This window comes from Streptomyces sp. NPDC021225, from assembly GCF_044332865.1.
Lineage (GTDB): Bacteria > Actinomycetota > Actinomycetes > Streptomycetales > Streptomycetaceae > Streptomyces.
In genome coordinates this window covers 151,094-176,630 of the sequence record NZ_JBIRPV010000002.1, presented here as the reverse complement: position 1 = coordinate 176,630, position 25,537 = coordinate 151,094, and the positions used below count along the sequence as shown (strand labels likewise).

The window sequence follows — 25,537 nt, the reverse complement described above, 5'->3', positions numbered from 1 at the left end:
CATGAAAATCACGCGCTACCGGCCGCGGGACGCGCCGCCGGTCTGGGACGAGGTCGCGCCCTTGGTGCGGTCGGTGGTCGCGGCAGCGGTGAGCGCGGTGCCCTACGAGGTGGAGCAGCTGCTGCACGTCACTGCCACTCTGGCGCTGTGGGCGGAAACAACGGGCGTGGAGCGGGAGCCGGATGCGTGGCTGCGCAACGAGGTCATCGACGCCTTCGTCCTCTCGCGCGCCGGGGATATCGAGGCGTCGTCGGTGCGGACCTACCGGACCTGGCTGTTGCGGGTGCGGGACGCGCTGGCCTGGAGCGAGCGCGGGGAAGCCGCACCGGCCCGGCTGCATGCCACCGCGCAGAGCCATCAGCCCTACACATCGGGCGAGTTGGCGGGTCTGCGGCACTGGGCCACGCACCTGCCCCGCCAGCAGCACACCGACGCTCTCGCGCTCCTGGGGCTCGGGGCGGGTTACGGGCTTACGCCGAAGGAGGTGGCGGCCAGCCGCGGCCGGGACCTGCGGCGCCCGCGAAGCGGCGGACCGCTTTTGCATACCGGCGTCGACCGGTTGGTCCCGCTCGTCGCCCGCGCCGCCTGGGACACCGTTCTGGGAGAACTCGCCGACCGAGCCGGCGGCGGGTACTTGTTCCGGCCGCGCCGCACCACCGAGTACGCGAAGAACCTGATCAGCTCCTGGTCCCTCACCCACCGGCCACCGGATGGGCTGCCTGCGCTGTCGGTGGGCAGGCTGCGGGCGACGTGGATCGTCGACCTGATGCGCGCGCACATTGATCACCATCTGATCGCCCAGGCGGCCGGGCTCGCTTCCGCCGCCTCCCTGGCCCGCTGGCAGCACCTGGTGCCGCCCATCGATGCCTTCACTGCGGCTCGACTGCTGCGGGGCCCGGAGCAGGCGTGACCAAGCCCCAGGCCTGGCGGAACCTGGAGAAGATCAAGCTGTGCCGGCCGCGGCCGGTCACCGACGCGCCCGTCGAGATCCCGGACTCCAAGGTCGGGCAGCTGGACGCCCTGCTGCACGCCTCCGGAGTGCTGGACCTGATCGACGCAGAGCTCGAGGGCCGTCCCGGCCCGAAGGGACTGCCGGTGCGGACGGCGCTGGTGGGCCTGTTGCTGTCGCTGCACTATCACCACAGCGCCAGCCTCGCCAACGCCTGCCGAGTTCTGCTCGACGAACTGCGCGCCCCCGCCCGGTCCTGGCTGGGCGTCCCCGATGCCAGACACCTTGATGACCATGCCCGGCACGCGTTCACCCGCCGCGTCTACCGTGCCTTTGACCGCCTCACCAGCGCCCTCGACCCGTACCGCTGTGACCGGCGCAGCCGGCTGCCCGCCGACGAAGCCACAGACGTGGCGGCAGCCTGGGAGGACGCGGACGCCGAACATGTACGGCGCCGGATACTTTTGCAGGAGATCAGCGACCGTCTGGTGCTGGTCACCGTGCGTCTCGCCCACCGCCGTGGCCTGTTCAAGGGCTGGCGAGGCGATATCGGTGTCGACACCACCCCGGTCCCCGCATGGCACCATCCGCCCAGCGAACGACGCGAACTCGCCTCCGTGGAACTCACCGCGGGCTGGCACTACTGCGGAGGCGCGGAGGAAGGCATCTTCGGGCACAGCGCCACCCTGCTCGTCGCCGCCAGCCGCCGACATCCCGCCGGACACCCGCAAGCGGGTGAGCGCGTCAGCCGGCATCCGCAACTCGCGCTCGGCCTCGTCCTGGACACCCCCGGCAAACGGACCGGGCCCAACGCCGTCCACGCCCTCACCGCCCTCGTCCCGTTCGGCTTCCCGACCGGAATACTGGCCGCCGACCGTGCCTACACCGACCAGACCGGCCCGCATTTCGCCCAGCCCGCCCGCCGCCTGGGCTACCAGCTCGTCCTCGACTACAAACAAGAGCAGCGTGGTGTCCAGGGCACCCACCAAGGCGCCGTCCTCATCGACGGCTCCCTGGCCTGCCCCGCCATACCCACCGCTCTCGCGCACGCCACAACCGGCCTGGACGACAGAGCCGTGCGCGAGATCGACGACGACCAGCAGCTCACGAAGCTCATCGAGACCCGCGAGCCGTACTTCCTCCGCCTCAAACAGTCCGCAGACACACGGGGCGCGATCCGGCTGCAGTGCCCCGCCGCAGGCCCCTCGCCCTCGGTGGTCTGCCCCCGTTTCAACCAAGCCCAGCACATTCCTCCACCACGGCCGAGTGTGGTGGACCTCACCAGCCGACGGGCCACCGCCGCACACAGTGCGGCCAAGCCCACCGTCCCCATCCCTCAGGCGGAACGTCTGCGGCCCCTGCCGAAAGACGAACTGCCGAGGATCTGCCAGAAGCCCACCATCACCGTCCGCCCAGGCGACCTCGGCAAGATCGACAAATTCCGCCAGGACCGGCACTACCTCCGCCCCACATGGCAAGACGCCTACCGGCCCGGCCGCGCGAACATCGAGGGCCTGAACGCCAGAGCCAAGGGCCACGGAATCAACATCGCCGACCCGAAAAGTCGCCTCGCGCACGGCCGCGCAGCCCAGACCATCCTCATCGCTCTGATGGTCTGCAGCATCAACCTGCACATCCTGTTCACCCGGCAGAACACGACCACCGAAGCCGCTACCCATCACGAAACCCAGAACGTCACCGAGCTGGACAGCCTCACGCCGCCCACCATGACGACCGGACTTCCACCACCCGCCCCACCCACAGTCACCGCAAACACCTGACATCCCGGCTCCACAGCTCTGGCACCCGCACACCCAACAGCGGCCCCGGCGCGCCCTCCGCACCCAAACCACCCCCGAACCCACGGCGTCGTCCACCGAGCTACCCACTCCAGAACCCACCCGCGTTCGGACAGCACCTCGAACAGACCCCAGAAACGCCAAGATCCCGCCCGATCAATCAGATCGGACGGGATCTCGTGAACCATTCTCGAGCTAACTCAAGAACAGCCGCTGTGTGGACCTGAGGGGATTTGAACCCCTGACCCCCTCGATGCGAACGAGGTGCGCTACCAGTCTGCGCCACAGGCCCTTGCAGCGAGTGAAACTCTAGCATCCCGTCCGGGGTGCTTGGAAATCCGTTCCTCGCCGGTGCCAGGACGGTCCCCGCTGGTCAGGGTCACTCGTTGGCGGCGCGGGGGCGGTCCTCGTCGGCGTACTGGTCGAACAGGGGGGTGCGGCCGCGCTCGCGGGGGCCGCGGGCGGCGGGGTCGGGGGCGTGGGTGGGCTCCGCAGCGCTGGAGCGGGCGGAGCTCCAGGCGTCGGGGGCGCCCAGGTCGACGTTGCCGGTCGCGCGGGGGGCGACGGGCGCGGTGACGTAGGTGGGCAGGGGGACGGGCACCGGCTCCCAGCTCTCGCCGGAGGCGGGTCCGCGCTCGCGCTCGCGCTGCTGGTCCACCCACTCCGCGTGGTCCGTCTGCTCGACCAGGGCGCGGCGGCCGGCCGCGTGCGGGGAGGCCGCCGGGGCGGCCCGGTCGGCCTCGGCGCGGGCCGGCGGCTCGGCGGGGCCGTCGTCGGTGGGGTCCTCGGCGGGCGGGCAGGCGCGCGGGCGGCGCTCGCGGAGGCGCTGGGCGGCCAGCTCGGCGCGGCGCTGGTCCATGGTGAAGGCGAAGCGGCGGCGCTCCTGGGTGCGGAGGTAGGCGATGTACGCGCTCAGCAGGACGGCCGGGAGGCCCGGGGCCCACAGGAAGGTGAGGCCGCCGACCGCCGCGACGACCGCGCCGAGGGTGAAGGCGACGAAGAGAACGATGGTGGTGCGCCGGCGGCGCGCCAGCACCTTCGCGCGCGGGTTGCGGGCCGCGGTGCCGGGGGACGGGCCGGAGGCTCCCACAGGAGAGGCGGGAGACGCCGGGGCAGGGCCGTCGGCGGGCGGTGCGGCGTGGGGCGGCACGGGCGCGCGCATGGTCACGGGGTCGGCGAAGGCCCGGACGTCGACCGCGTCGGTCACGGCGTCCGGCTCGGCCACGCGCCGGTCCGGGCCGGCGGCGTCTCCCCCGGCCTCGGGGCGGTCCGCGTCGTCGGCGCGGCCGTCCTGGTCCTCCAGGCCCCCGAGGGCCTCGAGCTCCGCCCGTTCCTTGGCGTAACGACGCTCCATGCCCGCCCGTCCGGACAACAGCCGGATGGCGGTGCTGAAGCGCTCCGTGGGACGGGCTTCATTGAGCTCGTCCTGCCTACGAAGCCACATCGGCACCAAATAGGCGGCCCAGGCCCCGACGATGACTGCGTAGATGAGGCCACTGCTGCTCACGGTCACACGGTAGAGGGGTCCGCGCGAGGCCATCTGCCAATTGGCGCGGTGTGTCGCACGATCTGGCTGATATCTCGAACTTTTTTTGTGATTGTTGGGATGACCAGGATGGGAATGTGCTCAATTGGCGGAAGTTATCGAACACTTATTTCGAACAAATATTTTATTTCTGTGATGCGCCCGGCCTCATCCGGTGCCACCGCGCCAGCAGCCCCTCGGGAACCTCCTCCGCCGTGAGGGCGAAGACCAGGTGATCGCGCCAGGCGCCGTCGATGTGGAGGTAGCGGGGGCGCAGCCCCTCCTCGCGGAATCCCAGTTTCTCCACCACCCGGCGGCTCGGCCCGTTCTCGGGCCTGATGCACACCTCGATGCGGTGCAGTCCGACCGTACGGAAGCAATGGTCGGTCGCGAGCGCCACGGCGGTCGGCATGACCCCGCGGCCGGCGACCGCCTCGTCGACCCAATAGCCGATATGGCCCGAGCACATCGAGCCCCAGGTGATTCCGGCCACCGTCAGCTGTCCGGCAAGCCGCCCCCGGTACTCCACCACGAAGGGCAGCATCCGCCCGGCGTGCGCCTCGGCGCGCAGATGGCGGACCATCTGGCGGTAGGTGGGCCGGTGGGTGACGGGGCCGCCGGGCGGGGGCGGCGGAATGGTGGCTTCCCAAGGGCGCAGCCAGTCGCGGTTGCGCTGGTTGACCTCGCGCCACGCGCGCTGGTCGCGCAGCTTTATAGGGCGAAGGATCGTGTCGCCGTCCGCCAGCGCGACCGGCCAGGGCGCGTTCAGCGCGCGCTCCCGGCCGGACCGGTGGGGGCGGTGGGACCCGTGGGGGCGGTGGGGCGACCGGTGTCGGGGTGTGCGGGGCCGGCGGGATCAGGAGGGTCGGCCGGTCTGGGGTGGTCGCCGCCGCGCAACTGCTCGATCGCGTGGACCAGAAGCCGCCCCAGGACCGCGAGCCCGTCCCGTACACCGCCGGTCGACCCCGGCAGGTTGACGATCAGGGTCGTCCCGGCGACCCCGGCCAGGCCGCGGGAGAGCGCGGCGGTGGGCACCTTGGCCAGGCCCTCGGCGCGGACCGCCTCCGCGATGCCCGGAACCTCGTAGTCCAGCACCCGGCGGGTCGCCTCGGGGGTGCGGTCGGTGGGCGAGATGCCCGTGCCGCCCGTGGTCACGACGACATCGTACGAAGCGGCCACCGCGTCACGCAGGGCCGCCTCCACCGGGTCGCCGTCGGGGACCACCCATGGCCCGTCGACCGCCAGGCCCAGCGCCGCCAGCCCCTCCACGAGCAGCGGGCCGCCCTTGTCGGCGTAGACCCCGGCGGCGGCGCGGTTGGACGCGGTGACGACCAGGGCGCGGTACGTCGGTGAGCCGCTCATGCCCGGCTCCAGTCGCCGGACTTGCCGCCCGTCTTCTCCTCCACCCGGACGTCCGTGATGACGGCGGACTTGTCGACGGCCTTCACCATGTCGATCACCGTCAGCGCGGCCACGCTGACCGCCGTCAGGGCCTCCATCTCGACGCCCGTGCGGTCGGTGGTGCGGACCGTGGCGATGATCTCCACCGCGTCGTCGGCGACCGTGAGGTCCACGGTCACGCCCGAGAGGGCGAGCGGATGGCACAGCGGGATCAGGTCCGGGGTGCGCTTGGCGCCCATGATGCCCGCGATCCGCGCGGTGGCGATCGCGTCGCCCTTGGGGACGCCGTCGCCGCGCAGCAGCTCCACGACGCGCGGGGCGACGAGCACACGGCCGCTGGCGCGGGCGGTGCGGGCGGTGACGTCCTTGTCCGAGACGTCGACCATGCGCGCCGCGCCCGATGGGTCGAGATGGGTGAGATGGTCCTGGGCGCTGCTCATCGTTCTCCCGGTCCGGGCCAGGTGGCTCCTGTGGGACGACACCGTACCGTTCCTGGTGTTGTTGACCTGCGTTGGCCACATCAGCACATTCCGGTCCAGGTGGGAGGTGTCTGCTGCCGGGTGCACCCCGAACGGTCCTGGGTGCGGGGAGCGGCACGGGCGGGTCACTTCGGTTCCGGCAGGTCTTGCCGCCCTTGTGGGGCGTGCCTGTGGTCCTGGGTGGGCTCGTGGTCCCACGTGGCCTGGGCGCGGATACGGTCTGGCCGGTAGCTCTCCGCTGTCCGATCCTCTGGTCGAAAGCGGTCACACCTGGCCGACGCCGAATCCGTTGTCCCAGGCCGCGTCTGCCGATCACCACCGCGGCCGCATGATGCCCGGTGACCATGGTCTTCGATTGATCGTCGAGAGGTGCCTGCCAGTGATGGGCGCCCCAGCGGGAGGTGTAGACCGGGTCCACGGCGATCAGGGTCAGCCCTTGGTGGTAGGCCATGCCGCGCAGGCGTTCCCGGAACCTGGCGGTGGGGATACCGGCCACTGTGCGGCGGAAGGCCTTGCCGCGCCGACCGCGACCGAAACAACAGCTGCCCACCCGCAGCGCGCGACGACGAGTGCGCTCACGTGAGCAGGACGACGTCCACTTCGGCGCCCGCGGCGACCTCCGTGGTCTCCTCGGGGACGACGATCAGCGCGTTCGCGTGCGCCAGCGCTTTGACCAGGTGGGATCCGGAGCCGCCCACAGGGGTGACGAGACCCGCCCCGCCGTCCACGCCCGGGGGCTCGTACCAGCCGCGCAGGAACTGGCGCCGCCCCCGCGGGGAGGACGCGACGCCCTCGGGGCAGCGCGCCCGCACCAGGGGGCGGTGGACGGGGCCGGTGCCCATGAGGGTGCGGATGGCGGGCCGCACGAACAGCTCGAAGGAGACATACGCGCTGACCGGGTTTCCGGGGAGGGCGATGAACGGGACGCGGTCCGGGCCGACCCGCCCGAAGCCCTGGGGCTTGCCCGGCTGCATGGCCAGCTTGCGGAACTCGACCTCCCGCATGGCCTCCTTGACCACGTCGTACGCGCCGACGCTGACGCCGCCGCTGGTGACCACGATGTCCGCCCGGCTCAGCTGGTCCTCGACGGTCGCGCGCAGCGTCCCGGCATCGTCGGCGACCGAGCCCACCCGGTAGGCGATCGCCCCGGCGTCCCGCGCGGCGGCGGTGAGCTGGAAGCTGTTGGAGTCGTGGATCCGGCCGGGGCCCGCCTCCTGGCCGGGCTGGACCAGTTCGCTGCCGGTCGACAGCACCACGACGCGCGGCCGCGGCCGCACCTTGACCCTGGCCCGCCCGAGCGCGGCCAGCAGGCCGATCTGCGGTGCGCCCAGGACCGTGCCGGCCCCCAGCGCCAGCTCGCCCGCCGCCGCGTCGCAGCCACGGGCTCGCACATGCTGCCCGGTCGCGGCGGGGCGGAAGACGCGCACTCTGCCGCTCGCGCCCTCGGGGGCCTCGCTGTGGGCGGGCATGGTGGTGACCGGGCCCTCGCCGAGGCCGCCGTCGGTCCACTCGACGGGCACGACGGCCTGGGCGCCGGGCGGCAGCGGGGCGCCGGTCATGATGCGGGCGGCCTCGCCGGGGCCGACGGCGGGCGCGGACTCGCTGCCCGCCGCGATGTCGCCGACGACGGTGAGCACCGCGGGGTAGTCCTCCGTCGCCGCCCCGATATCGGCCGTACGGACCGCGTAGCCGTCCATGGAGCTGTTGTCGAACGGCGGGAGGGCGGAGGGGACGGTGATGTCCTCGACGAGGACGCACCCCTGGGCCTCGAGCAGCTGGAGCTCGATGGGGTCGAGGGGGTTGAGATGGCCGAGGATGTCGTCCAGGTGCTCGGCCACCGTCCAGAAGCGGTCACCGCCCTCGCCCCCACCCCGCCCCTCGCCGCGGCCGGACGCACCGGGCCGCGGCCCCCGGTCCGGGTCTTCGCTGGGGCCCTGGTCGGTGGCGCGTGCCGCGGTGCTGCTCACAGTGCTACATCTCCTCGGTGACGTAACGGCGAAGCCAGTCCCGGAAATCCGGGCCCAGGTCTTCACGTTCGCACGCGAGTCTGACAATGGCACGCAGATAGTCGCCACGGTCGCCTGTGTCGTACCGGCGCCCCTTGAAGACGACCCCGTGGACCGGCCCGCCGACGTCCGGATCGGCGGCCAGCGCCTGGAGCGCGTCGGTGAGCTGGATCTCGCCGCCGCGCCCGGGCTCGGTGGCGCGGAGCACGTCGAAGACGGCGGGGTCGAGGACATAGCGGCCGATGACGGCGTAGTTGCTGGGCGCGTCGGCCGGGTCCGGCTTCTCGACGAGCCCGGTCACCCGCACCACCTCCCCGTCCAGGGTCGGCTTGACGGCGGCGCAGCCGTAGAGGTGGATCTGGGCGGGGTCCACCTCCATCAGGGCGATGACGCTGCCGCCGTGCTGCTCCTGCACCTCGACCATCCGGGACAGGAGCGGGTCGCGGGCATCGATGAGGTCGTCGCCGAGGAGCACGGCAAAGGGCTGGTCACCGACGTGCGGGGCGGCGCAGAGTACGGCATGGCCCAGGCCCCTGGGGTCGCCCTGGCGAACGTAGTGCATGGTCGCGAGATCGCTGGACTCCTGGACGCGGGCGAGTCGGGTCTCGTCGCCCTTGCGGCTCAGGGCCTCTTCGAGCTCGTAGTTGCGGTCGAAGTGATCCTCCAGGGGCCGCTTGTTACGACCCGTGATCATGAGCACATCGGACAGCCCGGCGGTGACGGCTTCCTCGACGACGTACTGGATCGCCGGCTTGTCGACGACCGGCAGCATCTCCTTGGGGGTGGCCTTGGTGGCCGGCAGGAAGCGGGTTCCGAGCCCCGCGGCAGGGATGACAGCCTTGCTGATCCGAGTACGCGCTTGAGTCATGTACCGAACCCTATCGGGTGCCTTTGGGCGGATCATGAGGATTCGGTGAATATGACATGAGACAGGAGGTTTGCGCGCTCAATGATCAACATCGAAGGTAGTAAGCCGGAGTTGCGGCGAAGCCTCCTGGCGGTAAGAGCCAGGTTGACGGCGGATGACATCGCGGACGCCCGGTCGCGCTTGGCGTGTCGCGCGCTGGAGCTGCCGGAGCTCGCGGAGGCGCACACGGTGGCCGCCTATGTCTCGATCGGCGGCGAGCCCGGCACGGAGGGCCTGAGGGAGGCGCTGCGCGCGCGTGGCGTGCGGGTGCTGCTCCCGGTCCTGCTGGAGGACAACGACCTCGACTGGGGCCGGGACGAGGGCCCCGGCCGGCTGGTGCGCGCCCGGCGGGGGCTGCTGGAGCCGGAGGGGCCGCGGCTGGGCCCGGAGGCGGTCACCGGGGCGGACGTCGTGCTGCTGCCCGGGCTGGCGGTGGACCGGCGGGGGGTGCGGCTGGGCCGCGGCGGCGGCTCGTACGACCGCGTGCTGGCCCGGCTGGACCGGGCGGGGGCCCGCCCGGCGCTGGTGGTGCTGCTGTACGACGGCGAGGTGCTCGGCGAGGTCCCGGGCGAGGCCCACGACCGGCCGGTGCACGCGGCGATCACCCCGTCGGCGGTGCACCGCTTCCGCGCCGCCCAGGGCCCCGCGTAGGGCCGCCCGCGCTGCCCGTCACAGCCGCACGCCCCCCGCCGAGGCCTCTCCGCCACGAGGGGCGGAGGCTCGGCGAGGGGCGTGCGTCGTCTCGCGGAGTCGTCTCGCGGAGTCGTCTCGCGGAGTCGTCTCGCGAGGGAGACGGGGTGTCAGGGCGTGAGCGCCAGCGCGTCGTCCGTCGACTTCTCCACCGCGCTCTTGCTGAAGGACCAGGGCAGCAGCTCGCCCTTCGCCCACTTCTCGGTCTGGTCGGTGTAGTGGGCGTTGTAGGCGTGCCCGGAGGCGCCGGTGAGGTTGATCCACCGCGACTTGTCCAGATTGTCGAGGTTGACGACCATCCGCATCGACGGCACCCAGGTGACCCCGTAGCCGCCCGCCGCGTTCCACCCGGTGGCGTTGACCGCGCCCTCGCCGCCGGACAGGTTCCAGGGGCCGCGGTTGAGGAGCCACTGCACCACGCCCGGGCCCTCGGTGCCCAGGGTCTGGTTCTTCAGCGTGAGCTGGTGCAGCCGGCCCCAGCTCCAGCTGTTGATGTCCTTGCCCAGCTTGGCGGTGAGCTCGGAGCGCGCGTCCTTCATGGCCTCCGCCAGGAGCTCGTCCCGGTTGGTGGCGGCGGGCTCGAGGCGGGTGCCGGTGGTCTTCCACCACTTGTTCTTCGGATCCTTGATGATCTTCCGAATGATCTCGTACCAGCGGTCGCCGCCGTCCGGCTGGGCCGACGCCGCGTCGCGCTGGCCGCACTCGCGCACCAGCCGGGCGTTGCCGTCCAGGTCCTCGGCGGGGCCGGAGTCATCGGCGGGCCGGACCCGCAGGCACTGGCCCTTCACCCGCAGCTCCTTCGGAAGTTTATTTCCGAACGCGAGCATAAGGACGTTGCGATAGACGGCGTTGAAATAGGCGGCGGCCGGGGAGTCCGAGTCCTGGGTGTAGTCCCAGCCCTCCAGGAGCTTCTGCGCGCCCCTGACATAGTCGCTCTTGACGTCGATCTTCAGCAGGTACGGAGTCAGCAGCTCGGCGATCTCGCTGCTGTTGTCCATCTGCATGGACTGCATGTCGTCGGTCGAGATCTTCCCGTTGTCCTTGATCTTCGACTCGATCAGGTCGGTTATCCGCTGGCTGCGCGCCCCGTATCCCCAGTCGTCGGTCAGCTTGTACTTGTAGTCCTTGCCTATGACGGCCTGGTTGGCGGTGACGATGTAGCCGCGCTTGGGGTCGTAGTCCCAGGGCAGCTCGGCCTGCGGGATGTAGCCGTTCCACTCGTAGCGCGAGTCCCAGCCGGGCGCCGGGTAGCGGCCGTCGCCCTTGGCGCGCGTGGGGATCTTGCCGGGCGCCTGGTAGCCGATGTGGTTCTTGGTGTCGGCGTAGATCAGGTTCTGGGACGGGACGGCGAAGTCGCGGGCCGCCTTGCGGAAGTCCGTGAAGTTCTTGGCGGTGTTGAGCTCGAAGACCGCGTCCATGGTGTTGGAGGGGTCCAGCGCGGTCCAGCGCAGCGAGACCGCGTAGCCGTCACCGCGGTCGGGGGCCACGTCGCCGACCTCACTGCCGACCGGCGCGCTCTTGCCGACGTCCCCGAGTTCGTCGTCACGGTCGGAGACGATCGGACCGTGCCTGGTGGAGCGGACCGTGATCGTCCTGGACTTGCCGTCGGCGACCTTGATGGTCTCCTCGCGGGTCTTGAAGGGGATCTGCTTGCCGTCGTAGAGGTAGCCCTCGTCGGTGACCTTCTCCAGGTAGAGATCGGTCACATCGGCGCCCAGATTGGTCATGCCCCAGGCGATGTCCTGGTTGTGACCTATGACCACGCCCGGCATGCCGGAGAAGGTGTAGCCCGCCACGTCGTACGGGCACGCGCTGCTGACCTGGTTGCAGTGCAGGCCCATCTGGTACCAGACGGACGGCAGCTGCGGGGCCAGGTGCGGGTCGTTGGCGAGCAGCGGCTTGCCGGTGGTGGTGTACCGCCCGGCGACGACCCAGGAGTTGGAGCCGATGCCGGTGCCGTTCGGGCCGAGCAGCGCGGGGATGTCGTCCAGGGTCTTGGAGAGCGAGGAGAGCTGGGTCTGGAAGCCCCCGGTGGCGCCCGCGACGCCGTTCGCGGTGGAGTCGGCGGACGTGTCCGTGGCGGTCGCCTTGGGGTCGAACGCCTTGGTGATGTCGTTCACCGCGCCGCTGTCCACGATCGGCTTGTTGCGGCCGTACGGGTAGGACGGGTACAGCTCCTCGATCTCCTCGGGCTTCAGCCGGCTGGAGGCCAGCGCCCGGTCGACCTCGTCCTGCATGTTGCCGCGCAGGTCCCACGCCATGGCCTTGAGCCAGGCCACCGAGTCGACCGGGGTCCACTTCTCGGGCGTGTAGTCGTGCTCGAACTCCAAGGCCGCGTACTCGACGGACAACTCCTTGCCCTTGTGGTCCGCGAGGTAGGCGTTGACGCCGTCGGCATAGGCCCGCAAGTACTTCTTGGTCGCCGGCGACAGCTTGGTGTCGTATTCCTGCTTCGCGACCCGGTGCCAGCCCAGGGTGCGCAGGAACGCGTCGGTCTCCACCTGTCCGGAGCCGAACATCTCGGAGAGCCTGCCCGCCGTCATGTGGCGGCGCACATCCATCTCCCAGAAGCGGTCCTGGGCCTGGACGTACCCCTGGGCGCGGAAGAGATCCTCGGGGGTGTTCGCGTAGAGCTGCGGTATGCCATAGCCGTCACGCTTGACCTGGACGGGCCCCGACAGGCCCTTGAGCTGGAGCGACCCCGTCGTCTCCGGGAAAGAGGCACGGACCGTACTGATGCTCCAGTACGAGCCGTACCCGACGCCCCCCACGAGCAGCAGCACGACTGCGATCACGATCAGGCGGGCACGTCGGCCCTTCTTTTTGCCAGAAGGGCCGTTTTTGTTGGCGGGCATCGCTGTCCTTCGAGGGGCAGGGTGATCCTGGAGTGCTGGAGCAACCATAGGCGCAGCGCTGTCGCCTCCCCTACGCGGAGTCATGGCTGGGGCCGTCCCCCGGCCATCGCCCCTGAAAAATCGATGTGAGCCACCCGCGTCAAGAACCCGTAAAATGTTAGGTAAGGCAATGAAGTTCCGGTCGGTCGGGGAGCCTTCCGGCCGCTCCCGTGAGAAAGGTTCGGCCGCTGACTGTCCACCACCTCAACGAACTCCTGCTGATCTGCTCACTCGTCCTGCTCGTAGCAGTGGCGGCCGTCAGGGTCTCGAGCCGCAGCGGGCTGCCGACCCTGCTGATCTACCTCGGCCTCGGCGTCGCGATCGGGCAGGACGGGATCGGCGTCGTCTTCGAGGACGCCGAGCTCACGCAGGTACTCGGCTATGCCGCCCTTGTGATCATCCTGGCCGAGGGCGGCCTCGGCACGAAGTGGCGGGAAATCAAACCCGCCCTGCCACTCGCCGCGGTGCTGTCCACGGTCGGGGTCGCGGTGAGCGTCGGGGTCACGGCGACGGCCGCGCACTATCTGGTCGGGCTCGAGTGGCGGCAGGCGCTGATCATCGGGGCGGTGGTGTCGTCCACGGACGCGGCGGCGGTCTTCTCGGTGCTGCGCAAGGTGCCGCTGCCCAGGAGGCTCACGGGCGCCCTGGAGGCGGAGTCCGGCTTCAACGACGCCCCGGTGGTGATCCTGGTGGTCGCCTTCTCCGCCCAGGGCGGGGTCAGCCCGTGGTACGCGCTGCTCGGCGAGATCACTCTGGAGCTGGCCATCGGCGCGGTGGTGGGGCTGGCGATCGGCTGGCTGGGGTCGTTCGGGCTGCGGCATGTGGCGCTGCCCGCCTCGGGTCTGTACCCGATCGCGGTGATGGCGATCGCCGTGATCGCGTACGCGGGCGGGGCGCTGGCCCACGGCTCCGGTTTCCTCGCCGTCTATCTGGCCTCGTTGATCCTGGGGAACGCGAAGCTGCCGCACTGGCCGGCGACGCGCGGCTTCGCCGAGGGGCTCGGCTGGATCGCGCAGATCGGGATGTTCGTGCTGCTCGGCCTGCTGGTCACCCCGCATGAGCTGGGTGACGACGTGTGGCCGGCCATCGGCGTCGGGCTGGTGCTGACGGCCGTGGCCCGGCCGGTCTCGGTGCTGGTGAGCACGGTGCCCTTCCGGGTGCCCTGGCGGGAGAAGGCGCTGCTGTCGTGGGCGGGGCTGCGCGGCGCGGTGCCGATCGTGCTCGCCACCATCCCGATGGTCTCGAACGTGCCCGACAGCCGCCGCGTCTTCAACATCGTCTTCGTGCTGGTGATCGTCTACACCCTGGTGCAGGGCCCGACGCTGCCCTGGCTGGCGCGCCGGCTGCGCCTGGGCGAGGAGGAGGCGGCGGCGGACCTCGGTATCGAGTCGGCGCCGCTGGAGCGGCTGCGCGGCCATCTGCTGTCGGTTTCGATCCCCGAGCACTCCAAGATGCACGGCGTGGAGATCGGCGAGCTGCGGCTGCCGACGGGGGCCGCGGTCACCTTGGTCGTACGGGCCGAGAAGAGTTTCGTACCGCAGCCGTCGACCGTGCTGCGGCGCGGCGACGAGCTGCTGGTCGTGGCCACGGACCCGGTGCGGGACGCGGCGGAGGAGCGGCTGCGGGCGGTGGGCCGGGGCGGCAAGCTGGCGGGCTGGCTGGGCACGACCGGCCAGTGACCCGGCGGCGGTACGGGCGGGGGCCGGTTCGCGATCACGCGGGTCCCCGGCCCGGGGCGGCCGGGGACCCGCGGCCACGTGGAATGGGTCACCGTATTGCCCGCCGCAGTGGACTGGCGAGCGGGAATACTGCACTATGGAGCGTCGTTAGCACTCACTGAGTGAGAGTGCCAGGAGGAGTAAGTGCCGACCTATCAGTACCAGTGCACCGAGTGCGGCGAGGGCCTCGAGGCGGTGCAGAAGTTCACCGACGACGCGCTCACCGAGTGCCCCAACTGCAACGGACGCCTCAAGAAGGTGTTCTCGGCGGTCGGTATCGTCTTCAAGGGCTCCGGCTTCTACCGGAACGACAGCCGCGGCTCCTCGTCCAGCAGCACGAGCGGCACGTCCAAGCCGACGTCCGTGAAGAGCGAGGGCTCCTCGTCGGCTTCGTCTTCGTCGTCGTCCTCGGACGCGTCTTCGTCGTCGACCTCCTCGACGTCCTCCTCGGGCTCTTCGTCGTCGGCCTCGTCGGCCGGCAGCTCGTCGGCCGCCTGACCCGCGGCCGTCTCGATCACATACGACATCCCGCCACCCGCCCCCCGAGGGGCGAGTCGGTGGGATGTTCGTATGCACGGGCGGCGCTGGCTAGGGTGACCGCATGGCGGACACCAGCAGCACGCATGCGGAGATAGGGGTCATCGGCGGGTCGGGGTTCTACTCCTTCCTCGACGACGTGACCGAGATCACTGTCGAGACCCCCTATGGCGCGCCGAGCGACTCGCTCTTCCTCGGGGAGGTCGCGGGGCGGCGGGTCGCCTTCCTCCCGCGCCACGGCCGTAAGCACCACCTGCCCCCGCACCGGATCAACTACCGCGCCAACCTGTGGGCGCTGCGCTCGGTCGGCGTGCGGCAGGTCCTCGGCCCGTGCGCGGTGGGCGGACTGCGGCCGGAGTACGGACCGGGCACGCTGCTGGTGCCGGACCAGCTGGTGGACCGCACGAAGGGCCGTATTCAGACCTATTTCGACGGCGAGCCGCTGCCGGACGGGCGGGTGCCGAACGTGGTGCACACCACCTTCGCCGATCCGTACTGCCCGGCCGGACGGCAGGCCGCGGTGGCGGCGGCGCGCGGGCGCGGCTGGGAGCCGGTGGACGGTGGCACGCTGTGCGTGATCGAGGGGCCGCGCTTCTCCACCCGGGCCGAGTCGCGGTGGCACGCGGCGCAGGGATGGTCGGTGGTCGGCATGACGGGGCATCCAGAGGCGGTGCTGGCCCGTGAACTGGAGCTCTGCTACACGTCGTTGACTCTGGTCACGGACCTGGACGCGGGGGCGGAGACGGGCGAGGGCGTCTCGCACGGCGAGGTGCTGCGGGTGTTCGGGGAGAACTTGGAGCGGCTGCGCGACGTGCTCTTCGACGCGGTGGGCGCGCTGCCGGCCACCGATGCGCGGGACTGTCTGTGCGGGCATGGGCACGACGGCTGGGACCTGGGGATCGAACTGCCTTAGCGGCGGAGGGGTTCCACCCGCGCGGGCTTTACCCGCGGGGGCTTTACCCACGGGGGTTCACCCGCGTCGGCTTTACCCGCGCGGGTGACGGAGTTGTCCACAGCCTGGGGGTTGTGCACAGGCCGGAGCGGGATTCGGGGCGGGCGGGCATCGTGGAGGGGTCAGAAGCTCCCGGCCTCGCACGACAGGCGGTGATTGCCGTGTCCGACCCGTTCCGTTCCTCTCCTTCCCCTTCTTCGTCTCTTCCCTCTTCTCCACCTCTTTCTCTCTCCTCATCCCCTCTGCCCATGTCCCGGCCCCGCCCGGCGCCGTCCTGGGCCGAGCGGTCCCGTCGCACTCCCCCGACGTGCACGGTTCCCCGGTTCGGGCCGGTGCGGGTGGGCCGCGGCGGCCATCGGCTCCGGCGTGCGTTACGGCGGCGACGGCGCTCGATGGCGGCGGGGCTGGCGATGACCGCGGCGGCGCTGGCGGCCGCCGCGCCGTCCGGCGGCGGAGACCCGCGCCCGGCAGCGTCCTCACCACCGGAGAACGTCCGGCGCGAGCCGCGCCCGGCCGTGGTGTCCGCTCCGGTCCGGATCGCCGACGCGGCGGCCGTGCGGCTGCTGCGCCCCGGCGACCGGGTGGACGTGCTGGCCGCCCCGGGGGCCGGTCAGACTCGCGGCCCCGCCACCGCGCGTGTGATCGCTCGCGGCGCGGAGGTGACCGATGTGCCGCGGCCGCGGCCGGTGCGCGCCGCGGCGGGCACCGGGGCCGGGGATCTCGACCCCGGCGACTTCGACACCGGGGATTCCCAAGCGGCGGGCGGCGGGGCACTGGTGGTGCTCGCGGTGCCCCGGACGACGGCGGCGGCCCTGGCCGGCGCGGCGACCACATCGCGGTTGGCGGTGGCGCTGTGCCGATCTTGACCGTAGGTTGCGGAGCCGTCCGCTCCAGAACCGGCGCGGCGAGAGAGAGGCAGAGGGTTGAGCGAGGAGAAGAAGAGCGTCATGGATGGCTTCAAGGCCTTCCTGATGCGGGGCAACGTGATCGATCTGGCCGTCGCGGTCGTGGTCGGAGCCGCGTTCACGGGGGTTGTGAACTCCATAGTGAAGGGCTTGATCAATCCGGTTGTCGGCGCCTTCGGCACCAAGGACCTGGAGAAGTACCACTCCTGTCTCCAGGCGCCCTGCGAGACGAACGCGGCGGGCGAGGTCGTCAAGGGCATCCCCATCTTCTGGGGCACGGTGCTGAGCGCCGTGCTCACCTTCCTGATCACGGCGGCGGTGGTGTACTTCCTGATGGTGCTGCCGATGTCGCGCTATCTGGCGCGCAAGGCCGCCAAGGAGCAGAGGGAAGAGGAGGAGCAGGCCGACAAGGAGAGCGCCGAGATCGCGCTGCTCCGCGAGATAAGGGACGAGCTGGTCGCGCAGCGCGGCAGCCGATCGGGCACCTGAGCCCTCGGGCCCCCGGCGCTCCCGGCGCCCTCGGCGCTCAGAGGTGGTGGGGCGGCTTCTCGTCCAGGAAGCGGGCCAGATCCGTGGCACTGTCGGTGCCGTCTCCGGAGTCGCGGCCGGACGGGCGCTCGCCCCAGCCACGGTCCGTGTCGTCCGAGGACCGCTGCGCCAGCGGGTCGTCGAAGATCAGCGCGGCGGCCGGGTCGCGCGGTCCGGGGTCGGGGGCGTTGCTCATGGGTCAAGCGTACGGCTGGCCGGACGACGAGTCGGCGGCAGCGGCCAGCTGCTCGTGCCACCACAGGTCCCGGCCGGGCGTCCAGGACACGGGGCGGGCCAGCCGGTGGACGACCAGGACCTTCGGTATGCGCCCGCTGCCGGCCAGCGCCCGGTCGATCAGCGGCTTGAGCGGCTGCGGCTCCTCGCGCCGCCAGTTGCCGTCGGCGGTGATCAGCAACTTCGCGTCCATCTCCGCCAGCCGGTCGCGCAGTTCGTGCACCCGCAGCCCGATGGGAAGCGTGGAGCGTACGGCGTCGAGGCGGCCGCAGGCGAGGGTGGCGATCACGGACTCGGGGATCAGCGGCAGATGGACCGCCACCCGGTCCCCCGCCCGCACGCCGAGCCGAGTCAGGGCGGCCGCCGCGCGGCTCGCTTGGTCCAGCAGCTCGGCATGGGTCAGCTCTTCCTCGCAGTCCGGCTCACTGATCCAGCGGAGGGCGACCCGGGGGGCCTGCCGCGCGGCGGCGGCCAGGGTCGGGAGCTCCTCCGTCCGAGAGGTACGGGGCACGTTGATCTTCCTTCGGACGCGGGCGAACGGCATATCGCACAGCCTGCCGCCGCCCCATCAACGTCTGATGAACGTCCTGTTGATGCGGGGCCCGGCTGCCGCGCGGGCGGGTCCGTGCTACGCATAGCGCCCATGGATACCGACCCGAGGACACCCCGCCCTGCCCACCCCGGCCGGGCCGACGCCCTGACGGATGTACCCGGACTGCGCGTCGGTCATGCGCGGCGGACCGGTGGCGGCCAACTCACCGGCACGACCGTCGTATTGGCCCCGGAAGGGGGTGCGATCGCCGCGGTCGACGTCCGGGGCGGCGGCCCCGGCACCCGCGAGACCGATGCCCTCGACGCGCGCAACATCGTCCAGCGCGTCGATGCCGTCGTGCTGACCGGCGGCAGCGCGTTCGGCCTGGACGCCGCCTCCGGGGTGGCCGCCTGGCTGGAGGAGCACGGCCGTGGCTTCCGGGTCGGCCCCGACCCGGCGCAGGTGGTGCCGGTGGTACCGGCCGCCGCCCTCTTCGACCTCGGGCGGGGCGGCGACTGGCGGGCCCGGCCGGACGCCGTACTGGGCCGTGAGGCCATCAAGGCCGCGGCCGGAACGGGCCTGGGCGCGCCGGTCGCGCAGGGCAATGTGGGGGCCGGCACGGGCGCGGTGGCAGGCGGCGTCAAGGGAGGCGTCGGATCGGCGAGCGTGGTCCTGCCGTCGGGGATCACCGTGGCCGCCCTGGCCGCGGTCAACGCGGCGGGCTCGGTGATCGACCCGCTGACGGGCGAGCTGTACGGGGAGTGGTTCGCCGAGGCGTACGCACCGGCGGGAGGCGGCCGGGCCCGCCGCCCCGCCGAGGCGGAGCACGCCAGGGCACAGCGTCGGCTGGCAGCCGCGCGGGCCGAGTCGGAGCGGCGCTCGGCGGCGTCCGTGCGGCCGCCGCTGAACACCACCCTGGCGGTGGTCGCCACGGACGCGGCGCTCACCCGGGCCCAGGCGCACAAGCTCGCGGGCACGGCACACGACGGCCTGGCGCGCGCGGTGCGACCTGTGCATCTGCTGTCCGACGGCGACACGGTCTTCGCCCTGGCGACCGGCGACCGCCCGCTTGTGCCCGAGGGCACGGAAGGCAGCCAGGACCCGGCGTTCGGGGTGCATCTGGAGGCCGGGGCGCTGAACGAGGTCCTGGCCGCCGGGGCGGATGTGCTGACGCGTGCGGTGGTCAAGGGGGTGCTCGCGGCCGAGGGGGTGGACGGGCCGGGTGGCGTCTTCCCGGCGTACCGCGACCTGTACGGCCCCGGGCAGGCCGGGTCGGAGGGCGGGGCGGGAGCCCCGTAGGCAGAGCCCCGTGACGAGGGGCAGGGAGTCGAGGGAAGGGTGGGGAGCGATGACGGAAACGGAGACGGAGGCGGAGACCACCATGGACGCCGACCTGATCGTCGTCGGTGGGGGCCCGGCCGGCTGCGCAGCCGTGGTGATGGCCGCGGGCCTCGGAATCCGGTCCGTGCTCGTCGAGTCGGACGAATCGCTGTGCCGGGCGCTGGAGCGCGTTCCGGTGCTCAGCAATGTGATCGGCTTCGCCACCGGTCCCGCGCTGGCGGCGGCGATCAGGGCGGATGTCGCCCGCTCCGGTCTGTGCCGGGCGGAGCTCGGCCGGCGGGCCGTGCGGATCGACGCCCATGAGGACCGGGTGGAGGTCGCCACCGTGCCCGCGGGGGCGGCGACCGGCCCCGGGCTGCTGCTGACCGCGCCGTACGCCGTGGTCGCCACCGGCGTGGGGCCGCTGCGGCCCGAGGACGCCGGATGGATCGGCGGTCACCGGGGTCTGGAGCTGCCCCCGCTGTGGGAGGCGGACCCGGCCGCGCTCGCCGGCCGCAGCGCGCTGGTCCTCGGCGCCGACCGGCCGCTCGGCACCTATCTGCGGGCCCATCCGGGCCTGGAGAGCCGGTTTGTCGTCGCCTGTCCGCCGGGCGACGCGTACAAGGCCGAGGAGATCGCCCAGGACCCGCGGGTCGAGCTGGTGCCGGTGCGTCATCTGACCCTCATGCTGCCCGCGCCCGGGGAGCCGCCCTCGTCCGAGGCCCCGGTGATGGCCGAGGCGCTGACGCTGGAGGGCGAGCGGCGGCCCCTGACCGGCCACCGAGGGTTCCGCAACCTCGGCAGCGGCCCCACGCCGCCCGGCGGGGACCTCTCCGCCGACGCCTCGGGCTACTGCCCGCCCGCCCTTCAGCACCCGAGGGTCTTCACCGCGGGCGATCTGCGCTCCGCCCGCTTCCAGCGGATCGCGACCGCCATGGGGTCCGGGAGCGAGGCCGCGCTCGGCGCCTACTACGCGTCGCGCGGCCTGCCGACGGAGGTGACGGATGACGTACCGCCCCACGCATGACCCGGCGGTGAGGCGGAGTCGATCCGCCTCACCGCCGGGCGAGGGACGCCGCGGTCCGCGGCCGTGGGGGTGGCCGTGGGGGTGGCCGTGGCTCCGGTGCTGGTGCTGGTTCCGGTTGCGGTTGCGGTTGTGGTTCCGGTGGTCAGACGGTGGCGGGCACCTTCGCCTCGCCGCCGGCGCCGCCCGCCGCGGCCTCGCCGTCGGCGACCGCGGCCGCCTCGGGCCGGGCCGTCTTGCGCATGCCCTTGAGGACGATGACCAGACCGGCCGAGACCGCCGTGCCCGCCGCGATGGCCAGCAGATAGAGGAACGGCTGTCCGATCAGCGGGACCACGAAGATGCCGCCGTGCGGGGCGCGGAGCGTGCAGTCGAAGGCCATCGACAGCGCGCCGGTGACCGCGCCGCCCACCATCGAGGAGGGGATCACCCGCAGCGGGTCCGCTGCCGCGAACGGGATCGCGCCCTCGCTGATGAAGGACGCTCCCAGCACCCAGGCCGCCTTGCCGTTCTCCCGCTCGGTCTTGGTGAACAGCTGCCCTCGGACGTTGGTGGCCAGGGCCATGGCCAGCGGCGGGACCATGCCCGCCGCCATCACCGCGGCCATGATCTTGAGGCTGCCGGTGCTCGGGTCCGACACCGCGATGCCGCCGGTCGCGAAGGCGTACGCGACCTTGTTGACCGGGCCGCCCAGGTCGAAGCACATCATCAGGCCCAGGATGACGCCGAGGATGATGGCGTTCGTGCCGGAGAGCCCGTTGAGCCAGTCGGTCATGGCGCTCTGCGCGGAGGCGATGGGCTTGCCGATCACCACGAACATCAGGAAGCCGACGATCGCCGAGGAGATCAGCGGAATCACCACCACCGGCATGATGCCGCGCAATGGCGCCGGGACCTTGAACCGCTGGATGCCCATGACCACGGCGCCCGCGATCAGGCCCGCGACCAGGCCGCCCAGGAAGCCCGCCTTGATGGTGGTCGCGATATAGCCGCCGACGAAACCGGGCACCAGGCCGGGCCGGTCGGCCATGCCGTAGGCGATATAGCCGGCCAGGACCGGCACCAGGAAGGTGAACGCCGCCCCGCCGATCTGGAAGAGCAGCGCCGCCCAGCTGTCCTGCTCCGTCCACACGAAGTGGTCGGCGACGGACTTGGCGCTCGCGATCTCGTAGCCGCCGATCGCGAAGGCCAGCGCGATCAGCAGACCGCCCGCGGCGACGAACGGGACCATGTAGCTGACACCCGTCATCAGCCACTTGCGCAGCCGGGTGCCGAAGCGGTCACCGTGCTCACCGGCCGCGTCCATCGGCGACGGGCGGTCGGCGCCCGCGGAGGAGGCGGCGGGTGCGCTGATCTCGCCGCGCGCGGCCTTCTCGCGCACCTCGGCGATCAGCTCCGCCGGGCGGCTGATGCCCGCCTTCACCCCGACGTCGACGGTCGGCTTCCCGGCGAACCGCTCCTTGTCCCGCACCTCCACGTCATGCGCGAAGATCACCGCGTCGGCGGCGGCGATGGTGGTGGGGGCGAGCCTGTCGAACCCGGCCGAACCCTGGGTCTCGACCACCAGCTCGATCCCGGCCTCCCGGGCGGCGTTCTCCAGCGACTCGGCTGCCATATAGGTGTGAGCGATGCCGGTGGGGCAGGAGGTCACGGCCACGATCCGGAAGGGCGCGGAGGCCGCGGGTGCCGCAGGCTCCGCACCGGCTGCGGCAACGGGAGCGGGAGCGGCCGGCTCGGCCGCGTCGCCGGTGTCGCCCGGCTCGGCTTCGGCCGCCGCCGACGGCTCCGGCTGGTCGCCGCGGATCAGGGCGGCCGCCTGCCGCGGGTCGTCGGCGGAGCGCAGCGCGCCGGTGAACTCGGCGTTCATCAGCTGGCGCGCCAGGCTGGACAGGATGGTCAGGTGATCGCTGTCCGCGCCCGCGGGCGCGGCGATCAGGAAGATCAGGTCGGCCGGACCGTCCGGGGCGCCGAAGTCGATGCGCGCGGCGCTGCGCCCGAAGGCCAACGTCGGCTCGGTGACATGTTCGCTGCGACAGTGCGGTATGCCGATGCCGCCGTCGAGTCCGGTCGGCATCTGCGCCTCACGGGCCGCCACGTCGGCCAGGAAGCCGTCGAGGTCCGTGACGCGGCCGGCCGCGACCATGCGTTCGGCGAGCGACCTGGCGGCCGCTTCCTTGGTGTCGGCGGACAGGTCCAGGTCAACCAGATCCGCGGTGATCAGCTCACTCATCTCGCGGCTCCCTTGCATGCGGTGCCGCCCCGGGGAAGGTGGGCGGGCGAAATGGGGACAGGGGGTGGGAGGGGGGTCGGGCTGGTCACGCGGGCTCCGTGAGAGCGCGGTCCAGCGGAACGTCCGCGGTCGTGGTGACGGCGGACGGGTCCAGGTCGGCCGGGGTGGGCATGACGCTGCCCGGCAGTTGTACGGCGGCCGCGCCATGTGCCACGGCCGAGGCGAGGGCGGCCGGCCCGAGGCCGCCCGCGGCGAGGAATCCGGCGAGGGAAGCGTCGCCCGCACCGACATTACTGCGGACGGCGGCGACAGGCGCCGAGCCGAAGTAGCTGCCGGTCTCGTCGACCAGCAGCTGGCCGTCCGCGCCGAGGCTGGCCAGGACGGCGCGAGCGCCGAGCGCCCGCAGCTCCTCGGCCGCCTTGACCGCGTCGCCGACGGTGCCCAGCGGGCGGCCCACGGCCTGGGCCAGCTCCTCGGCGTTCGGCTTGATGACGTCGGGGCGCTCGCGGAGGGCCGCGGTGAGCGAGGGGCCCGAGGTGTCCAGGGCGATCCGGGCGCCCGCGCGGTGGGCCCGCGCCACCAGCTCGGCGTACCACTCGGGGGCGAGCCCGGGCGGCAGGCTGCCGCAGCAGGCGATCCAGTCAGCGTCGGCCGACTGCGCCCGCACGGCCTCCAGCAGCGCCTCCGCCTCGGCGGTGGTCAGCTCGGGCCCGGCCGCGTTGATCTTGGTGAGGGTGCCGTCGGGCTCGGCCACGGAGATATTGACCCGGGTCGAGCCCTGCACGGGGACGCCCGCGGCCTCGATCCCCAGCCCGCCGAGCAGCCGCGCCAGCAGCGCGCCCTCCGGCCCGCCCAGCGGCAGCACGGCGACCGTGCGGTGCCCGGCGGCGGCCACGGCCCGTGAGACATTGACGCCCTTGCCGCCGGGGTCGACCCGGTCGGCGGCGGCCCGCAGCACGGCGCCGCGCTCCAGCCCCGGGATCTCGTAGGTGCGGTCCAGGCTGGGGTTGGGGGTGACGGTGAGGATCATACGCGCGCTACTTCCGTGCCCTGCCGCTCGATGGCCAGGGCGTCCTGCGGGCTGAGCCCGGTGTCGGTGATGAGCAGATCGACATGGCCGAGGTCGCCGAACCGGGCGAAGTGCTCCTGACCGAACTTGGACGAGTCGGCGAGGAGGACGACCCGGCGGGCGGCGGCGACGATGGCGCGCTTGACCGCGGCCTCCGCGAGGTCGGGGGTGGTCAGCCCGCCCTCGAGCGAGAAACCGTTGGTGGCGAGGAAGACAACATCGGCCTTGACCTCTCCGTAGCCGCGCAGCGCCCAGGCGTCCACCGCGGCGCGCGTGCGGTGGCGGACCCGGCCGCCGACGAGGTGGAGGGCGATGCCGGGGTGGTCGGCGAGCCGGGCGGCGATCGGCAGCGCGTGGGTGACGACGGTGAGGTCCGCCTCCAGCGGGACCGCGGCGGCCAGCCGGGCCGCCGTCGAGCCCGCGTCGATGATCACGCTGCCGTCGGCGGGCAGCTCGGCGACGGCGGCGCGCGCGATGCGGTCCTTCTCGTCGGCGGCGGTGCTGTCGCGCTCGGCGAGGTCGGGTTCGAAGTCGAGACGGCCGGCCGGGATGGCACCCCCGTGCACGCGGCGGACCAGGCCCGCCCGGTCGAGCGCCCGCAGATCGCGCCGCACGGTCTCGGCGGTGACCTGGAACTCCTCGGCGAGGGAGAGCACATCCACCCGCCCGCTCTCGCGGGCCAGCCGGAGGATCTCCTGCTGCCGCTCCGGTGCGTACATGTGGGTTTACGTCCTTTCCATGCCCGAACCTGTGATTTCGCGGCCAGATTACGTCCCCAATGCCAGGAAGTAAACAGACTCGGGCAGAAAACAATCCCGTACGGACACGCCCAGGCCAAAGCCGGACGCGATCGGGCATACGTGGCGCGCCAGCGCGACGTCCGAATGCCGCCGGAAACTTCGCCCCCGCGCCACGAGGATCGAGCCATGTCCTCCAGGACGACTCAAACCACAGCAACACGACTGAAGACAGGACGAGGGACGCACATGGCACTCGACGGCAAGGCGGCACTGGTCACCGGCGGCAGCCGGGGCATCGGCGAGGCGGTGGCGCTCCGGCTCGCCGAGGAGGGCGCCGACATCGCCCTGACCTACCAGAACAGCGAGGACCGGGCGGCGGCCGTCGTCGACCGGATCAAGGCCCTGGGCCGCCGGGCCTGGGCCGTCCAGGCCGACAGCGCGGACCCCCGCGCGGTGCGTGAGGCCGTGGCCGGGGCCGCCGCGGAGTTCGGGCGGCTCGACATCCTGGTCAACAACGCGGGCACCGGTGTGCTCGGCCCGATCGGCGATCTTGCGCTCGAGGACGTGGACCGCGTCCTCGCCGTCAACATCCGCGCGCCCTTCCTCGCCGCCCAGGCCGCCGCCCACCATCTGACCGACGGCGGGCGCATCATCAACATCGGCAGCTGCATGGCCGAGCGCGTCGCGTTCCCCGGCGGCTCGCTGTACGCGATGAGCAAGACCGCCCTGACCGGGCTGACCAAGGCGCTGGCCCGCGAGCTCGGCCCGCGCGGCATCACCGCCAACCTTATCCACCCCGGCCCCATCGACACCGATATGAACCCCGCCGACGGGGAGGGTGCCGCCATGCAGAGCGGCTTCACCGCGCTCGGCCGCTACGGGCAGCCGTCGGAGATCGCCGCGACCGTCGCCCACCTCGCCGGGGAGGACGGCCGCTACATCACCGGGGCGTCGATCGCCGTGGACGGCGGCTTCGCCGTCTGAGCGCCGGACACCCTAGAGCACCCGACACCCTGAGCACCCGACACAGGGTTGAGCACCCGACACAGGGTTGAGCCCCGGCGCCTGGGGGGGGAAGAGGCGCCGGGGCTCGTCTGT

At 72.3% G+C, this 25,537-nt stretch carries 23 protein-coding genes and 1 tRNA gene; 11 read left to right on the top strand and 13 right to left on the bottom strand.

The genetic code is table 11. The annotated features are described in order from the left end of the window. The first annotated feature begins 1 nt into the window (after position 1). Together ACH4S9_RS08845 and ACH4S9_RS08840 are read left to right on the top strand one after the other, a co-directional pair. The gene (locus ACH4S9_RS08845) at positions 2-910 is read left to right on the top strand and encodes a hypothetical protein (protein WP_398370777.1); all 909 of its coding nucleotides are present in this window, start codon (positions 2-4) and stop codon (positions 908-910) included. Then, entirely contained in the window at positions 907-2,730 is a 1,824-nt protein-coding gene (locus tag ACH4S9_RS08840; protein ID WP_398370775.1) for a hypothetical protein, read from the top strand. Before ACH4S9_RS08845 ends, ACH4S9_RS08840 begins: the two co-directional genes overlap by 4 nt. 236 nt (positions 2,731-2,966) lie before the next feature. Here ACH4S9_RS08840 and ACH4S9_RS08835 read toward each other — a convergent pair. From ACH4S9_RS08835 to galU, 7 genes are all read right to left on the bottom strand, one after another. After that, positions 2,967-3,040: transfer RNA gene (locus ACH4S9_RS08835), tRNA-Ala, on the bottom strand. An 87-nt stretch (positions 3,041-3,127) separates the two neighbouring features. Beyond that, positions 3,128-4,255, bottom strand: a complete 1,128-nt coding sequence (glpR, locus tag ACH4S9_RS08830) for a gephyrin-like molybdotransferase receptor GlpR (RefSeq protein ID WP_311726434.1) — start codon at positions 4,253-4,255, stop codon at positions 3,128-3,130. A 163-nt stretch (positions 4,256-4,418) separates the two neighbouring features. Further along, positions 4,419-5,042: a GNAT family protein gene (locus tag ACH4S9_RS08825; RefSeq protein WP_311726502.1), complete on the bottom strand. Its 624-nt coding sequence runs from the start codon at positions 5,040-5,042 to the stop codon at positions 4,419-4,421. Then, the gene (locus ACH4S9_RS08820) at positions 5,039-5,635 is read right to left on the bottom strand and encodes a molybdenum cofactor biosynthesis protein B (protein WP_398370772.1); all 597 of its coding nucleotides are present in this window, start codon (positions 5,633-5,635) and stop codon (positions 5,039-5,041) included. Before ACH4S9_RS08820 ends, ACH4S9_RS08825 begins: the two co-directional genes overlap by 4 nt. Further along, complete coding sequence (moaC, locus tag ACH4S9_RS08815) at positions 5,632-6,114, bottom strand: cyclic pyranopterin monophosphate synthase MoaC (protein ID WP_311726436.1); 483 nt, start codon at positions 6,112-6,114, stop codon at positions 5,632-5,634. Before moaC ends, ACH4S9_RS08820 begins: the two co-directional genes overlap by 4 nt. 614 nt (positions 6,115-6,728) lie before the next feature. Beyond that, positions 6,729-8,120 (bottom strand): gephyrin-like molybdotransferase Glp, encoded by a 1,392-nt coding sequence (gene glp / locus ACH4S9_RS08810; protein ID WP_398370770.1) that lies wholly within the window; start codon positions 8,118-8,120, stop codon positions 6,729-6,731. 4 nt (positions 8,121-8,124) lie between these two features. Further along, entirely contained in the window at positions 8,125-9,027 is a 903-nt protein-coding gene (gene galU, locus ACH4S9_RS08805; RefSeq protein ID WP_385342581.1) for a UTP--glucose-1-phosphate uridylyltransferase GalU, read from the bottom strand. 81 nt (positions 9,028-9,108) lie between these two features. Here galU and ACH4S9_RS08800 point away from each other — a divergent pair, with 81 nt between their 5' ends. Next, on the top strand, positions 9,109-9,717 hold the full coding sequence (locus ACH4S9_RS08800; RefSeq protein WP_385342579.1) for a 5-formyltetrahydrofolate cyclo-ligase: 609 nt from the start codon (positions 9,109-9,111) through the stop codon (positions 9,715-9,717). 149 nt (positions 9,718-9,866) lie between these two features. On the opposite strand, the gene ACH4S9_RS08795 is transcribed toward ACH4S9_RS08800, so the two are convergent. Next, on the bottom strand, positions 9,867-12,611 hold the full coding sequence (locus tag ACH4S9_RS08795; RefSeq protein WP_311726439.1) for a penicillin acylase family protein: 2,745 nt from the start codon (positions 12,609-12,611) through the stop codon (positions 9,867-9,869). Between the two features lie 209 nt (positions 12,612-12,820). On the opposite strand from ACH4S9_RS08795, the gene ACH4S9_RS08790 reads away from it, so the two are divergent. From ACH4S9_RS08790 to mscL, 5 genes are all read left to right on the top strand, one after another. Next, positions 12,821-14,329 carry a potassium/proton antiporter gene (locus ACH4S9_RS08790; RefSeq protein WP_385342577.1) on the top strand — a complete coding sequence of 503 codons (1,509 nt, stop codon included), beginning with the start codon at positions 12,821-12,823 and terminating at the stop codon, positions 14,327-14,329. Between the two features lie 183 nt (positions 14,330-14,512). Next, positions 14,513-14,866: an FmdB family zinc ribbon protein gene (locus ACH4S9_RS08785; RefSeq protein ID WP_311726441.1), complete on the top strand. Its 354-nt coding sequence runs from the start codon at positions 14,513-14,515 to the stop codon at positions 14,864-14,866. Between the two features lie 103 nt (positions 14,867-14,969). Next, positions 14,970-15,818 (top strand): S-methyl-5'-thioadenosine phosphorylase, encoded by an 849-nt coding sequence (locus ACH4S9_RS08780; RefSeq protein ID WP_398370766.1) that lies wholly within the window; start codon positions 14,970-14,972, stop codon positions 15,816-15,818. Positions 15,819-16,249: 431 nt separating this feature from the next. Further along, positions 16,250-16,723, top strand: a complete 474-nt coding sequence (locus ACH4S9_RS08775; RefSeq protein ID WP_311726443.1) for an RcpC/CpaB family pilus assembly protein — start codon at positions 16,250-16,252, stop codon at positions 16,721-16,723. An 81-nt stretch (positions 16,724-16,804) separates the two neighbouring features. Further along, positions 16,805-17,251, top strand: coding sequence for a large conductance mechanosensitive channel protein MscL (mscL, locus tag ACH4S9_RS08770; protein WP_311726444.1), 447 nt, complete (start codon positions 16,805-16,807; stop codon positions 17,249-17,251). A 37-nt stretch (positions 17,252-17,288) separates the two neighbouring features. Here the strand turns inward: mscL and ACH4S9_RS08765 are convergent, their stop codons facing one another. Then, on the bottom strand, positions 17,289-17,486 hold the full coding sequence (locus ACH4S9_RS08765) for a hypothetical protein (RefSeq protein WP_398370763.1): 198 nt from the start codon (positions 17,484-17,486) through the stop codon (positions 17,289-17,291). A 3-nt stretch (positions 17,487-17,489) separates the two neighbouring features. Then, on the bottom strand, positions 17,490-18,035 hold the full coding sequence (locus ACH4S9_RS08760) for an AMP-binding protein (RefSeq protein WP_311726446.1): 546 nt from the start codon (positions 18,033-18,035) through the stop codon (positions 17,490-17,492). Positions 18,036-18,167: 132 nt separating this feature from the next. Between ACH4S9_RS08760 and ACH4S9_RS08755 the strand changes: the two genes are divergently transcribed. Both ACH4S9_RS08755 and ACH4S9_RS08750 read left to right on the top strand, forming a co-directional pair. Next, positions 18,168-19,355 carry a P1 family peptidase gene (locus ACH4S9_RS08755; RefSeq protein WP_311726447.1) on the top strand — a complete coding sequence of 396 codons (1,188 nt, stop codon included), beginning with the start codon at positions 18,168-18,170 and terminating at the stop codon, positions 19,353-19,355. 49 nt (positions 19,356-19,404) lie between these two features. Beyond that, entirely contained in the window at positions 19,405-20,403 is a 999-nt protein-coding gene (locus ACH4S9_RS08750) for an FAD-dependent oxidoreductase (protein ID WP_398370760.1), read from the top strand. 142 nt (positions 20,404-20,545) lie between these two features. Here the strand turns inward: ACH4S9_RS08750 and ACH4S9_RS08745 are convergent, their stop codons facing one another. The 3 genes from ACH4S9_RS08745 to ACH4S9_RS08735 form a co-directional block, all read right to left on the bottom strand. Further along, a complete protein-coding gene (locus ACH4S9_RS08745; protein WP_311726449.1) occupies positions 20,546-22,630 on the bottom strand; it encodes a fructose-specific PTS transporter subunit EIIC in 2,085 nt (694 codons plus the stop codon). An 85-nt stretch (positions 22,631-22,715) separates the two neighbouring features. Next, positions 22,716-23,660, bottom strand: coding sequence for a 1-phosphofructokinase (pfkB, locus tag ACH4S9_RS08740; RefSeq protein ID WP_398370757.1), 945 nt, complete (start codon positions 23,658-23,660; stop codon positions 22,716-22,718). Beyond that, positions 23,657-24,418, bottom strand: coding sequence for a DeoR/GlpR family DNA-binding transcription regulator (locus ACH4S9_RS08735; RefSeq protein ID WP_398370755.1), 762 nt, complete (start codon positions 24,416-24,418; stop codon positions 23,657-23,659). The genes pfkB and ACH4S9_RS08735 overlap by 4 nt, the downstream gene beginning before the upstream one ends. A 267-nt stretch (positions 24,419-24,685) precedes the next feature. On the opposite strand from ACH4S9_RS08735, the gene ACH4S9_RS08730 reads away from it, so the two are divergent. After that, positions 24,686-25,423: a 3-oxoacyl-ACP reductase family protein gene (locus tag ACH4S9_RS08730; RefSeq protein ID WP_311726452.1), complete on the top strand. Its 738-nt coding sequence runs from the start codon at positions 24,686-24,688 to the stop codon at positions 25,421-25,423. Positions 25,424-25,537: the final 114 nt, after the last annotated feature.